We start from the raw sequence: 13,325 nt of genomic DNA, 5'->3' as shown, positions 1-13,325 counted from the left end.
GGCGATCCGGAGGCGCTTGCTCAGAACGTCTTGCGCACCCGGATCTGCCAGAAGGTGCGCGGGTCCGACGGGCGCAGTTCGGTGAAGGCGATGGGGCGCGCCAGCGTCCGGTCGGCGAAGACCGTCCGTTCGACCTGGAAGTCGTTCCAGACGTTCACCTGGGCGCGGATGGCGAGGGTCGGCGTCGGCTTGTATTCGATATTGGCCTCGAAATAGTCGCTGCCGCTGAAGCCCGAGACCTGGTCCGGGGCATAGTTGAACTGGCGCAGGCTCTCGATGTAGGTCACCGCCCAGTTGATCTTCCAGCTGGTGATGTCCTGGGAGATGGCGAAGATCGGCTGGGACGGCCGCACACCCGAGATCGGCCGCTCCTGGCCCGATGTGGGGTCGGTGACCGCGGTGTCGTTCCAGGTGTTCCGGAACAGGAACTGCCCGCCCGAGAACCCGGTCCAGTCCAGCGGCAGGACGAAGTTGACGGCCAGCTGATCCAGCGTCCCGTCGCCGATGTTGCCGACGGCCGACAGGCCCATCGGCAGGGGCAGGCGGTCGATGACGCCGATGATCTCGTCGTGGCGGTAGCCGACCGAGAGGATGCCATCGCCCAGGAACCGGCGCTCATAGGTGAGTTCGGAGATCCAGCGTTCCTCGGGCTCGAGGTTCACATTGCCGCCGAACACCTGCTCGTCCTCGAGGTCCGCGCCGGCGGCGAAGTCGCCGAAGTCCAGCTGGCCGATGTCGCGCTCGAAGCGGAAGCGGACCTGGTTCTGCGGGCGTGGCGTCCAGGTCAGCTGCACGCGCGGCTTGGCATAGTAGAAACTCTTCTCCTGATCGGCGTCGCCGGACTGGGTGATGGTCGAGGCCTCGAGCCGCAGCCCGCCCTCGACGTTCAGGTCCGGCCGCACGCGCCAGGTCGCCTTGCCGAACAGCTCGCCCCGCGTCTCCTCGACCATGATCTGGTCGGACGGCAGGGGAATGACGACCCCGCCGTCGGTGAGCGCCTGGTCGATCTCCAGCATATTGTAGGCGACCTCGCCGCCCGCCTCCAGGGTCAGGGCCGGCGACCGCTCCCAGCGGAGCAGCGACCGCAGGATCGTTTCCGACGCATTGCCTTCGGAGAAGAAACGCTGCTCCGGGCCCGCGATGCCATTCGTCGTCGTCAGGGAGGTTGAGGCGTTCTCGAAGTCGTTCCACTCGCGGATGAGCCGGGTTTCCGACGTCAGGCCTTCCGCCATCGGGCGGGTGAAGACGGCGCCGACCTCGCCGCTCGAGCCCTCTTCGGCGAAGCGGTTGTCGCGCAGGATCGTCGGCCCGTCCTGCAGGCTGTACTGACTGTAGTCGTTGACGCCCAGGCGGGCGGTGAGGTCGATCTTGCCGCCCATGAAGGCGTCGGCGAAATTGACCCGCACGGCCTGCCCGCCGCCGGTCTGGTCGCTGTAATAGCCCTCGTCGCGCAGGACGACGCCGTTGGCATCGCGGCGGACGACCCGGCCGACGCCGTGGGAGTCATCGATGCCCACGCCGTCGGACAGGGTGAAGCCCCAGACCCGGTCGCCGTCGCGCCGCGTGAACTGGTAGGTGCCGAAGCCGCGATCGGTGCCGCCTTCGAAGAAGGCCATATTGGCCGTCAGGATCTGTTCGGTGCTGGCCTCGGTCCGCGTGATGACGTTCACGACGACGGAATAGCCCTGCATGTCGATGCCCGGTGCCCCGCCCCGGATCAGTTCGATGCGCTCGACCTGGGCGACGAGGGTCCGCGACAGAACGGAGGAGCCGGTGTCGTTCTTGGATGCGGGTCGGGAGCCGTTGATCAGGATGTTGCCCACTGCGCCTTCGAAGCCCCGCGAGCCGTCGCCGTCCTGGGCCGAGAAGCCCGGAACCCGGCTGACCATGTCGAGCGCCGTGTTCGGGCGCTGGTCGGCGAAGAAGTCGGGGGTGAAGACCAGGACGCCCTGCTGGGCCGAGTCGGCCTGCGGTGCGGGTGCGGGCGGCGGGGGCGTCTGGGCCGAGGCCGCGCCGGCGCCGAACAGGATGGCCGTCGTCGCCAGCAGGATGGTCTTCGTCATTGCAGGATTCCCCTCGTCGTGTGACGAAGGTGTGGCGTCCTGTCGCGCCGCTCTCCAGTTACAAGACGGACAGGTGGATTAAATCGCAGTCATCTTACGGAGTTGTCACGCTTGTGTCCTGAAACGGGCGTGGCATTACTCGGCTCTATTGAAGTGAAGCAGGTATAGACGTGAGAAAAATCGCCGCCGCAGTCTCGGCCCTTGTTCTGCTCGTCGGCGCAGGCCTTCCGGAGCTGTCCGCAGCCCAGACGCCCGAGCCTGTGGCGGTGGCCCAGCTGGATGACATCGTGATCCAGGCCCGCCGGTCGGGCGCACCCATGTGGACCGTGACCCGGGGCGACAGCACCCTGATCCTCGTCGGCGCCATCACCGGCATTCCGCGCGACCTGGCCTGGCGGCCCGACGACCTGGAGGAGGCTGCGGCGCGCTCGAACCAGATCCTGTCCCCGCCGGAAGGGCGGGTCTCTGTCAGTGACATATTCCGGATAATCTGGCGGGCCCGTACCATCGGCCAGATGCCCCAGGGCCAGACCACGGCCGACTATCTGACGCCGGGATACCAGGCGCGGCTGGAGTCGATCATGGCCGATGAGCGCAATCAGGACTGGCGGACCGAAAGCCTGCTGCTCGTCGGCTTCCAGCTGATGCAGGACAAGGCCGGCTACCGGGCCGGCCGATCCGGGGATGACGCGATGGACGTCATCCGCCGGGCTGCCCGCCGTGCGCGCGTTCCGGTCCGGCCGGTCGGCACGGTCCGCGGCGATGAACTGGTCGAAAGCCTCATCACCGCCCCCCAGACGGCCCATGTACCCTGTGTCGAGGCGGCCATCGTAGCTGCGGAGCAGGGACCGGACGCCGCGCGCATCCGGGCCGAGGACTGGCGCGCCCTGCGCGTCGCCGACGTCGTCGCCTCGCCGATCGACCGGGCCCTGAACCAGTGCTGGCCGTGGGGCGACCCCGAGATCGCGCCGCAGCTGAGGCAGCAATGGGCGGCCGCCATCGAGACCGCGATGATCTCGCCCGGCGTGACCATGGGCGTCGCCCCGATCCGTCTGCTGGCCGAAGAAGGCGGCGTGCTGGACGGACTGGTGGCGCGCGGGTTCGACGTGGTGGGGCCGGAGTGGAAGTAGGGCCTGGGGCTTAGGGCTTATTGAGCCGGAAGCCGCCCGCGCCAGCGCGCGCCGCCCGCGTATCCTTCCCCCAAGCCCTAACCACTCAGACCGCCGTTCCCCCCACCGTCAGCCCCGCGATCTTGAGCGACGGCTGGCCGATGCCGACCGGCACGCCCTGACCACCCTTGCCGCAGACGCCGACGCCCGGATCGAAGGCGAAGTCGTCGCCGATCATCTGGACGTGCTGCAGGGCCGTGGCCCCGTCGCCGATCAGGGTCGCGCCGCGCACGGGCGCGGTGATCTTCCCGTCTTCGATGAGGTAGGCCTCGGTGCACTGGAAGACGAATTTGCCGTTGGTGATGTCGACTTGGCCGCCGCCGAAATTGGCGGCGTAGAGGCCGCGCTTCGTCGAGGCGATCATGTCGGCCTGCGAGTCCTTGCCGCCTTCCATGAAGGTGTTGGTCATGCGCGGCATCGGCATGTGGGCGAAGGACTGGCGCCGGCCGTTGCCGGTGGCCAGCGCGCCCAGCTGACGCGCCGACAGCCGGTCGTGCATCAGCCCGACCATGATGCCATCCTCGATCAGGACCGTACGCGAGGTCGGGGTGCCTTCGTCATCGACCGACAGGGAGCCGCGACGGCCCGCGATGGAGCCGTCGTCGACGACGGTGACGCCCGGCGCGGCGACCCGCTTGCCCATCATGCCGGTGAAGACCGACGAGCCCTTGCGGTGGAAATCGCCCTCGAAGCCGTGGCCGATGGCCTCGTGCAGCAGCACACCGGGCCAGCCGGCGCCGAGGACCACGTCCATCTCGCCGGCGGGGCAGTCGACCGCCTCGAGATTGACCAGGGCCTGACGCAGGGCCTCGTCGACCTGCCACTGCCAGCGATCCGGCGCGATCCAGGTCTCGAACCCGGCCCGGCCTCCGGCGCCGGAGGAGGCGCTCTCGCGCCGGCCGTCCTTTTCGACCGTGACCGAGACGTTCAGCCGGACCAGCGGGCGGATGTCGGTGACGCGCCGGCCGTCGCCACGCAGGATTTCGATATGGCGGCGCTCCCCGACCATGCTGGCGGAGACCTGGACCACACGCGGATCACGGGCCCGGGCCCAGGCGTCGATCTCGGCCAGCAGGGCGATCTTGTCAGAGAAGGCGGGGGAGGCGAGGGGATCGACCGGCGAATACAGTTGCTGGTTGGTGGCGCGGGGTGCCTCGGCGATGATGCCGGCATGACCGGAGCGGGCGAGGCCGGCGCTGTCGGCGGCGCGGCGGATCGCGGGGCCGCTGATCTCATTGGCGTGGGCATAGCCGGCGGTCTCGCCCGCCACGACCCGCAGGCCGAATCCTTCCGAGGCGTCATAGGCGGCGGACTTCAGCCGGCCGTCGTCGAAGACCAGTGATTCGAGCTCTGACCGTTCGAGGAACAGTTCGCCGTCGTCGGCACCGGTCAGGGCCTCCTGGAGGACGGACAGGGCCTCGTCGGAGCCGACATCGGCGGAATCGAGAATCGCGGGGAGGGATACGGGGACGGTCATGGTGCCTAAGTAGGGGCTGACCGTCCCCGCGTCACCGGGTCAGCGCTCTTCGATGTCGCCGGAGCCGGAGAGTTTGCGGCTGACCTCGGCCGCCCGTCGCGTCAGATCGACGTCGCCGGAGCCCGAGATGTCCACGCTGGCCTTGCCGGTCGGGCCGACCCGGACGTCGCCGGAGCCCGAAACCTGCACATCGGCGTCGACGGTGGTCAGGGCCGCCAGATCGACGTCGCCCGAGCCGGAGACATCGATCTGTACCGTGCGGGCCGTTCCGCCGGCCGTGACGTCGCCAGACCCCGACAGGATCAGGTTCAGCCGGGGCTGGTTGTAGTCGCGGATCGTCAGGTCCGAGGAGCTGACCACATCGAAGCTGGTGACGGACGGGGCCGTGACCGTGATCTTCAGGCGGTCGCCGGCGCTCCAGACCTGGAAGCCGTCGCCGCTCCAGCGGATGTAGCCGTGCTCGCTGCGGTCGTCGTCATCGAGGGTCAGGCGGTCGCCGGCGATGCGGATGCGGTCGGCGAGATCCTTCGGCCCCGTGACTACCACGCCAGGGTTGGCACCCTGGACATAGACGACGTCGCCGGGAACCTCGATCTGCAGACGGTCGCCGCCTTCCCAGGTCAGGGTACGGGTGACGTCAGGCTCGCCCGGCCCGCGCTGCATGCGGAAATTGTCGCCGCCCACGTCGTTCTCGTCGAGGGACCAGGTCCAGTCGTTGTGCCTGAGGTCGGCACCGCCCAGGGCGGCGGCTCCGGCGAGGGAGCCGGCGGACAGGACGAGGCCTGCGCCCGCGATGATGAAGAGGGTCTTGATCATCCTTGTCTCTCCTACGCCTGATACTGCGGTTGGGGGTCGAGGGCCGGCTTGAGCAGCCGGTAGTGAAGCCGGGCGAACCAGACGACGCCGTTGACCAGCCAGATGGTGAAGATCGCCGTGACGGCCGCCAGGGCCGTCGCGCCGGCCATGAGGCCGAGCCCGGCCAGGATCGCCGCGGCGGCTCCGCCGGGGAAGCCGGCGAACGGTCCGGCGACCATGATGGCGCCCCCGCCGATGAAGATGCCGATGGCCGCCATGAACATGCCGAACAGGGTCATGGCCACGCTCATCAGGATGGGCAGCAGGATCAGGATGTCGATCGCCCCGAGCCCCAGCACCGCGAAGATGGCGCCGGCCGCGGCCGAGGGGTTCTTCTCCTGATGCCAGCGCTGGGCGCCGGCTTCGGCCCGCAGCTCGCGGGCGAGTCGGTCAGGATCGCCGAGCGCCGCGGCCACCTCGGCCTCGGTACGGCCGGCGGCGAGGCCGTCCTCGAAATGGATCTCGTAGTCGGAGGCGATGTCGGCGGCGGCCGCGGTCGGCATGCCGACCAGTCCTCGCCTCAACCGGCCCATGAATTCGGCGCGGGTCATTGTTCAGCTCCCCTTTCGGCTGTGACATCGTCAGTGGTCGGGATCGGCGCAGCGGGTTGCGCCGCGCCGTCCAGGACAGATTCGACCGCCCGGGCGAAGGCGCGCCATTCGGTCGTCTGGGCCTCAAGTGCCCGGCGACCGGCGTCGGTCAGTCGATAGTATTTGCGCGACGGGCCGGACGGCGATTCGACCAGATAGGTCTCAACCTGCCCGTCGGACTGCATCCGCCGCATCAGCGGGTAGATGGTGCCCTCGCCCATGTCGATCGCGTCCGAAAGCGTCGAGGCGATCTCATAGGCGTAGCTGTCGTGCCGGTTCAGCAAGGCCAGGACGCAAAGCGTCAGGACCCCCTTCTTCAGCTGTATCTCGATGGTTTCAGGCACTGTGGGCCCTCCTTGTGATGACGAAGACGTATCGCAAGGTATCTGGCAACGCAAGGTAGCTGTCATAACATGACGCGGAATTAATCTGCGGCTGGACGCCCCTGCGTCGTTCAATCCACCGGCAATCGCTTGGCAAGCGCCAGAGGGGGCGATATGGACCGCCCGAAGTACCGCTGTGGGCCGCCGGGTCCCGGCGACAGTTTGCGATTAACTCGCAAGCTTTTGCGGCGAAACGGTTTAATGAGGATATCTCGCATGGGGATGGGCACGCGGGCCCGGGCGTTCATCGGCGGTGGCATCACCGCTCTGAGCCTGGCCGTTTTCTCCGCTACGCCGACGTGGGCGCAGGAGTTGGTCGGACAACCGACTGACGGCAACATCGGCCTGCAGCCGGCGGCCTCGCCGCTGAAGGTCGAGGCGCATTTCTTCCATGACGCCATCCTGATGCCGATCATCACCTTCATCAGCCTGCTGGTGCTGGGTCTGCTGATCTGGATCTGCATCCGCTACAACAAGAAGGCCAACCCGGTTCCGGCCAAGTGGAGCCACAACACCCTGATCGAGATCGTCTGGACGGTCCTGCCGGTCCTGATCCTGGTGGGCATCTCCCTGTTCTCGTTCCGCCTGCTGTTCGCCTATCACGACATGCCGACGCCGGACCTGACGGTGAAGGCCACGGGTAACCAGTGGAACTGGTCCTATGAGTATCCGGACCAGGGCATCGCCGAATACGTCTCCAACATGCTGCCCGAGGACGAGATCGCGTCCCGCGGCATGCCGCACAGCCTGTACCGCCTCGCGGCGGACGAGCCGATCGTCGTGCCCGTCGGCAAGACGGTGCGGGTTCTGGTCACCGCCACGGACGTGATCCACGCTTTCGCCCTGCCGGCCTTCGGTCTGAAGACTGACGCCGTTCCCGGCCGCGTTAATGAAACCTGGTTCCGCGCCGATCGCACCGGCGTCTTCTACGGCCAGTGTTCGGAACTCTGCGGCGTCGACCACGCCTTCATGCCGATCCAGATCAACGTCGTGACCGAGGCCGAATTCGCCGCCTGGGTCGCTTCCAAGGGCGGCTCGATGACGCCCCGCACCGCCGAACAGGCTCCGGGCGGCACCGTCGCCCAGGTCGCCGCCGGCGCCACCGGCGCGCCGACCGCTTCCGAAGCGGCCGTTCCCGTTGCCGCCCCCGCTCAACCCGCAGCGCCCGCCACGGCTCCCGCCGTCGCCCCGGCCGCTCAGTAACGAACCGCGAGAGCCCCACAGCTATGGCCACCGCAGCCGACAACCTCGCCCACGATCACGACGGGCATCATGACCACAAGCCGGGTTTCTTCACCCGCTGGTTCCTGTCGACCAACCACAAGGACATCGGCACCCTTTACCTGCTGTTCGCCATCATGGCGGGCCTGGTCGGCGGTGCCCTGTCCGGCCTGATCCGCTGGGAACTGGCCGAGCCGGGTATCCAGATCTTCACCGACGGTTCGGTCGTCGACCTGATGGGCCTCGTCCAGCAGTCGAAGCACGGCTATAATGTCGTCGTCACCGGCCACGCCCTGATCATGATCTTCTTCATGGTCATGCCCGCCATGATCGGCGGCTTCGGCAACTGGTTCGTGCCGATCATGATCGGCGCGCCCGACATGGCCTTCCCGCGCATGAACAACATCTCCTTCTGGCTGCTGGTCGCGGCCTGGGTGCTGCTGATCATCTCCCTGTTCGTCCCGGGCGAGCCCGGCGGCGGCCTCGGCTTCGGCGGCGGCTGGACGATCTATCCGCCGCTCTCGACCATGGGCCATCCGGGACCGGCCATGGACCTGGCCATCTTCTCGCTGCACGTCGCGGGTGCCAGCTCGATCCTCGGCGCGATCAACTTCATCACGACCATCTTCAACATGCGCGCCCCGGGGATGACCATCCACCGCATGCCGCTCTTCGCCTGGTCGGTGCTGATCACCGCCTTCCTGCTGCTGCTGTCGCTGCCCGTCCTGGCCGGCGCCATCACCATGCTGCTGGCGGACCGCAACTTCGGCACCAGCTTCTTCGACCCGGCCGGCGGCGGCGACCCCGTCATGTTCCAGCACCTGTTCTGGTTCTTCGGCCACCCCGAGGTCTACATCCTGATCCTGCCGGGCTTCGGCATCATCAGCCACATCGTCTCGACCTTCTCGAAGAAGCCCATCTTCGGCTACCTCGCCATGGCCTACGCCATGGTCGCCATCGGCTTCGTCGGCTTCATCGTCTGGGCGCACCACATGTACACGGTGGGCATGGGCGTGAACCTGCGCGCCTATTTCATCGCCGCGACCATGATCATCGCCGTGCCCACGGGCGTGAAGATCTTCAGCTGGATCGCGACCATGTGGGGCGGTTCGATCAGCTTCAAGACGCCCATGCTGTGGGCGATCGGCTTCATCTTCCTTTTCACCATCGGCGGCGTGACCGGCGTGGTCCTGTCCAATGCGGGCATCGATTACAGCCTCCACGACACCTATTACGTCGTGGCCCACTTCCACTATGTGCTGTCCTTGGGTGCCGTCTTCGCCATCTTCGCGGGCTTCTACTACTGGTTCGAGAAGATGTTCGGCGTGAAGTACAACGAGTTCCTCGGCTGCCTGCACTTCTGGATCATGTTCGTCGGGGTGAACCTGGTGTTCTTCCCGCAGCACTTCCTGGGCCTGCAGGGCATGCCGCGCCGCTACGTCGACTACTCGGACGGCTACGCCTACTGGAACCTCGTGTCCTCGTGGGGCTACGTCATCACCCTGGTCGGCGTCGGGGTCTTCCTGATCATGCTGGCCGAGGCCGCCATCCGGCGTCGTCCGGGCGTCGCCAACCCGTGGGGCGAAGGCGCCACGACCCTGGAGTGGACCCTGTCCTCGCCCCCGCCCCACCACCAGTTCAACGAGCTGCCGGTGGTCAAGGACGACGAGCACTAGACCGGTCCGTCCGGACCAGACCAATCGGGGGCCGCTCTTTCAGTTCGAAAGGGCGGCCTCTGGCATTTTGCGCGCTACCGCGCTTCGCGCTACCTGAGCGCGGGAAAGCTCAATGACCGAAACCGCCCCCCAACCCGCGATCTCGATGGCCCAGCCGGATGACTTCTTCCAGCTGCTGAAGCCACGCGTGATGTCGCTGGTCATCTTCACCGCCGTGACCGGTCTGGTCGTGGCGGGCGGCGACCTCGACTGGCTGTCGTCGGCCATCGCCATCCTGTGCATCGCCGTCGGCGCCGGCGCGGCGGGCGCGCTGAACATGGCCCTGGAGGCCGAGACCGATGCCCTGATGCGCCGCACCCGCGGGCGGCCCGTGGCGGCCGGGCGGGTCAACAAGAACGACGCCATGACCTTCGGCGTCATCCTGTCGGTGTTCTCGGTCATGCTGCTGGGTATGACCACCAACTGGCTGGCCGGCGGCCTGCTGTTGATGACCATTCTCTACTACGCCGTCTTCTACACCCTGCTGCTGAAGCGCCGGACGCCCCAGAACATCGTCATCGGCGGTGCCGCCGGGGCCTTTCCGCCCGTGATCGGCTGGGCGGCGGCGACCGGCCAGGCACCCTGGCAGGCCTGGCTGCTGTTCCTGATCATCTTCCTGTGGACCCCCCCGCACAGCTGGGCCCTGGCCCTGTATTCGGCCGGCGACTACGCCCGCGCGGGCATTCCCATGATGCCGGTGGCGCGTGGGGCGAAGAGCACCCGTCTGCAGATCCTGATCTACAGCCTTGTGTTCGTTCCTGTGGCCGTCGCGCCCGGCCTGGTGGGCCTCGGGGGCTATCTGTATCTTGCGGTGTCGGCGATCGGCGGCCTCGGCTTCCTGTTCCTCGCCTTCCGCCTCTGGCGCAGCCGCGCGGGCGATCAGCCCGACAAGGCCGAGGCTGTGGGACGAGAGGCCGCATTGTATGATGTACGCGTCGAGGCCAAACCGGCGCGCAACCTGTTCGCCTTCTCGATCCTGTATCTGATGGCGTTGTTCGCGGCCCTTCTGGTCGAGAGCATCACCGCCCTGCCTGGACTGTCATGACCATGCGCCGACTGACTCCCGAAGAACTCTCCGCCCGCAGCCGGCGAAATCTCGCCATTGCGGGGGCGCTGGTGGTCTTCATCGTGCTCGTGTTCTCGGTCACCGTGCTGAACCTCAAGCGCAACATCGACGCCCGCAAGGAGGCCCTCGCGGCCGGCCAGCCGGTCGAGTACGCCCGATGAAGAAGCCGACCGCCAACGCCATGGCGGCCATCGCCTGCGCGGCCGGGGTGATGTTCATGACCGGCGCGGCCTTCGCCGCCGTGCCGCTCTATCGCATGTTCTGCCAGGTCACCGGCTTCGACGGCACCGTCCGCAAGGCCGACAAGGCGCCCGACGTCCAGCTGGACCAGACCGTGCTGATCCGCTTCGACACCAATGTGCGCGGCCTGCCCATGACCTTCCGCGCCGAACAGGTCACCCAGCGGGTGCGAATCGGCGAGACCGGCATGGCCTTCTTCGACGTGACCAACACCTCGGACGCGCCCATCCGCGCTACCGCCGCCTACAATGTGGTTCCGGAACGGGCGGGGCCGTATTTCCAGAAGCTGCAGTGCTTCTGCTTCGAGGGGCAGACCATCCAGCCCGGCCAGACGATGAAATTCCCCGTCCAGTATTTCGTGGCCCCCGAGATGGCGACCGATCGCGAGGCCCGCGGGGTCGAGGAGATCACGCTCAGCTACACCTTCTACCCCACCCAGGGGTTCGATCAGGCCGCAATCGCGGGTTCCCCCACTGGCGCGGCCGGATAGCCGACGCTATAGCCTGCCTCACACGACTCTCGACTGTTGCAAGAGACCCAGATGGCCGACGCACACGCCGCTCCGCATCACGACTATCACCTGGTGAATCCCAGCCCTTGGCCGCTGATCGCCTCGATCGCGACCACGATCATGATGGTCGGGGCCGTGGTGTGGATGAAGGGCATTGTCGGCCCTGACGCCGGCCCGATCGCAACCGCCCTGCTGTCCGACGGCAAGGCCGCCGTGTTCTTCGCGGGCCTGGCTGGCGTGCTGTTCGCCGCCTTCGCCTGGTGGGCGGACGTGATCAAGGAAAGCAAGGCCGGAGACCACACCCCGGTCGTCTCGATCGGCCTGCGCTACGGCATGATCATGTTCATCGCCTCCGAGGTGATGTTCTTCGCCGCCTTCTTCTGGATCTTCTTCGAAATGGCGGTCTTCAACGAGGCCCGCGCCCACATCCCCGAGATCAGCAACTGGGCCGATACGGCCGCCGCCTGGTCGACCTGGCCGCCCAAGGGCATCGAGACCCTGGACGCCTGGCAACTGCCCCTGCTGAACACCGTCATCCTGCTGCTCAGCGGCACGACGGTGACCTGGGCCCACCACGCGCTGCAGGTCGGCGACCGCAAGGCGACCCGGACCGGCCTGATCATCACCGTCCTGCTGGGCGTCCTGTTCACCGCGGTGCAGGTCTATGAGTACCAGCACATTCTCCACGAGAACCTCTTCTTCAATGAGGAAGCGGCGAACTCCGGGCTGTATGGTTCGATCTTCTTCATGGCGACCGGCTTCCACGGTTTCCACGTCCTGCTCGGCACCATCTTCCTGCTGGTCTGCCTGCTGCGCCTGATGGCCGGCCAGATGACCCCGCAGAAGCATTTCGGCTTCGAGGCGGCCGCCTGGTACTGGCATTTCGTGGACGTGGTCTGGCTGTTCCTCTTCGCCTTCGTCTACGTCACCTTCGGGTGACGGACGGCCCCACAGGGCTTGATCTTGAGCCGGCGCGGATCGACCCGATCCGCGCCGGTCTTCTTTGTCGCTGTCCCAACTGCGGCAAGGCTCCGCTGTTCACGGGCTTTCTCAAGGTGGTGGACCGCTGCGCCGTCTGCGGCTTCGACTTCACTCGCCTGAACACCGGCGACGGAGCCGCTATCTTCATCATGCAGATCGCCGGCGGCATCGTGGTCTTCGGGGCCCTGTTCGTTCAGGTCGCGTACAATCCGCCCATCTGGGCGATGCTGCTGGTGTCGCTCCCGCTCGTCGCCGGCCTGTCATTGGGCCTGATGCGACCCGGCAAGGGGGTCATGATCGCCCTGCAGATGCGCAACAGGTCGGGGCCGTCACGCCATGACCGTTGAGGCGACACGCGCCCGCTTTCCGTTCGGCCTGACCCTCGTCGCCGTTCTGGCTCTCGCCCTGCTGTGCGGCCTCGGCGTCTGGCAGGTGCAGCGGATGCAGTGGAAGAACGGCCTGATCGACCAGGCGGAGGCTGCCGCCGACCTCCCGCCCGCGCCGATCGCTTCAGTGATGGCCCTCGACGATCCCGCCTTCCGCAAGGTGGCCATCGACTGTCCGGGGCTGGCCACAGCCCGCTATGTCGAACTGCAGACCATCCACGACGGCGAGCCGGGCGTCCGGCTGATCTCGGCCTGCCGCCCCGCCGGCTTCCCCACGGTCTTCCTGATCGACCGCGGCTTCGTCGCCGAAACCGTTTCGGCCCGCCCGCCCGTCGCGGCCTCGACGGCCTCCTTCCCCGTGGTGGCCGAGGTCCGCGAGACGCCGCCGCCGGGCCCGATGGCCCTGCCCGTCGACAAGGGCCGCTTCTTCGCGCGCGACATGGCCGGCATGGCCGAGGCCCTCGGTGTGGCCAACCCCGATCCGAACACCCTGTTCGCCCTGACCTCGTCCAATCCGGAGTTGGAGACGCTCCAGCCGTCGGCACCTCCGGCCGCCTTCTCGAACAATCATCTCGGCTATGCCCTGACGTGGTTCGGGCTGGCGCTGGCGCTGGTCGGTTTCTACATCGTGCTGCTCCGTAGGAAGCTCACCTCCTGACCGCCACCCT

The 13,325-nt window shown here is 67.3% G+C and carries 14 protein-coding genes; 9 read left to right on the top strand and 5 right to left on the bottom strand.

The features are described 5' to 3' along the window. Positions 1 to 20: 20 nt before the first annotated feature. Positions 21 to 2,063, bottom strand: coding sequence for a TonB-dependent receptor (locus KB221_14215; GenBank protein ID WIY69214.1), 2,043 nt, complete (start codon positions 2,061 to 2,063; stop codon positions 21 to 23). A 170-nt stretch (positions 2,064 to 2,233) separates the two neighbouring features. Between KB221_14215 and KB221_14210 the strand changes: the two genes are divergently transcribed. Next, positions 2,234 to 3,193 carry a TraB/GumN family protein gene (locus tag KB221_14210; protein WIY69213.1) on the top strand — a complete coding sequence of 320 codons (960 nt, stop codon included), beginning with the start codon at positions 2,234 to 2,236 and terminating at the stop codon, positions 3,191 to 3,193. Between the two features lie 85 nt (positions 3,194 to 3,278). Here the strand turns inward: KB221_14210 and tldD are convergent, their stop codons facing one another. The 4 genes from tldD to KB221_14190 are packed head-to-tail and all read right to left on the bottom strand — an operon-like array spanning position 3,279 to position 6,498. Next, a complete protein-coding gene (tldD, locus tag KB221_14205) occupies positions 3,279 to 4,709 on the bottom strand; it encodes a metalloprotease TldD (protein WIY69212.1) in 1,431 nt (476 codons plus the stop codon). Between the two features lie 39 nt (positions 4,710 to 4,748). Further along, complete coding sequence (locus tag KB221_14200) at positions 4,749 to 5,525, bottom strand: DUF2807 domain-containing protein (GenBank protein ID WIY69211.1); 777 nt, start codon at positions 5,523 to 5,525, stop codon at positions 4,749 to 4,751. An 11-nt stretch (positions 5,526 to 5,536) separates the two neighbouring features. Further along, positions 5,537 to 6,115, bottom strand: coding sequence for a DUF1700 domain-containing protein (locus KB221_14195; GenBank protein ID WIY69210.1), 579 nt, complete (start codon positions 6,113 to 6,115; stop codon positions 5,537 to 5,539). Next, positions 6,112 to 6,498 carry a PadR family transcriptional regulator gene (locus KB221_14190; protein WIY69209.1) on the bottom strand — a complete coding sequence of 129 codons (387 nt, stop codon included), beginning with the start codon at positions 6,496 to 6,498 and terminating at the stop codon, positions 6,112 to 6,114. The genes KB221_14195 and KB221_14190 overlap by 4 nt, the downstream gene beginning before the upstream one ends. Positions 6,499 to 6,753: 255 nt before the next feature. On the opposite strand from KB221_14190, the gene coxB reads away from it, so the two are divergent. The 8 genes from coxB (at position 6,754) to KB221_14150 (ending at position 13,315) form a co-directional block, all read left to right on the top strand. Next, positions 6,754 to 7,740 carry a cytochrome c oxidase subunit II gene (gene coxB, locus KB221_14185; protein ID WIY69208.1) on the top strand — a complete coding sequence of 329 codons (987 nt, stop codon included), beginning with the start codon at positions 6,754 to 6,756 and terminating at the stop codon, positions 7,738 to 7,740. A gap of 23 nt (positions 7,741 to 7,763) precedes the next feature. Next, the gene (gene ctaD, locus KB221_14180; GenBank protein WIY69207.1) at positions 7,764 to 9,434 is read left to right on the top strand and encodes a cytochrome c oxidase subunit I; all 1,671 of its coding nucleotides are present in this window, start codon (positions 7,764 to 7,766) and stop codon (positions 9,432 to 9,434) included. 112 nt (positions 9,435 to 9,546) lie between these two features. Further along, positions 9,547 to 10,518, top strand: a complete 972-nt coding sequence (gene cyoE / locus KB221_14175; protein WIY69206.1) for a heme o synthase — start codon at positions 9,547 to 9,549, stop codon at positions 10,516 to 10,518. Between the two features lie 2 nt (positions 10,519 to 10,520). Further along, positions 10,521 to 10,700, top strand: a complete 180-nt coding sequence (locus tag KB221_14170) for a hypothetical protein (GenBank protein WIY69205.1) — start codon at positions 10,521 to 10,523, stop codon at positions 10,698 to 10,700. After that, positions 10,697 to 11,269, top strand: a complete 573-nt coding sequence (locus tag KB221_14165) for a cytochrome c oxidase assembly protein (protein ID WIY69204.1) — start codon at positions 10,697 to 10,699, stop codon at positions 11,267 to 11,269. Before KB221_14170 ends, KB221_14165 begins: the two co-directional genes overlap by 4 nt. 51 nt (positions 11,270 to 11,320) lie before the next feature. Continuing rightward, entirely contained in the window at positions 11,321 to 12,229 is a 909-nt protein-coding gene (locus KB221_14160; protein ID WIY69203.1) for a cytochrome c oxidase subunit 3, read from the top strand. Next, entirely contained in the window at positions 12,226 to 12,618 is a 393-nt protein-coding gene (locus KB221_14155) for a DUF983 domain-containing protein (GenBank protein ID WIY69202.1), read from the top strand. The genes KB221_14160 and KB221_14155 overlap by 4 nt, the downstream gene beginning before the upstream one ends. Continuing rightward, on the top strand, positions 12,608 to 13,315 hold the full coding sequence (locus KB221_14150) for an SURF1 family protein (protein ID WIY69201.1): 708 nt from the start codon (positions 12,608 to 12,610) through the stop codon (positions 13,313 to 13,315). The genes KB221_14155 and KB221_14150 overlap by 11 nt, the downstream gene beginning before the upstream one ends. Positions 13,316 to 13,325 lie beyond the last annotated feature (10 nt).

This window comes from Aquidulcibacter paucihalophilus, assembly GCA_030285985.1.
Taxonomy (GTDB): Bacteria; Pseudomonadota; Alphaproteobacteria; order Caulobacterales; family Caulobacteraceae; genus Brevundimonas.
The sequence above is the reverse complement of the archived record's forward strand: the minus strand, read 5'-3'. Positions and strand labels throughout refer to the sequence as shown.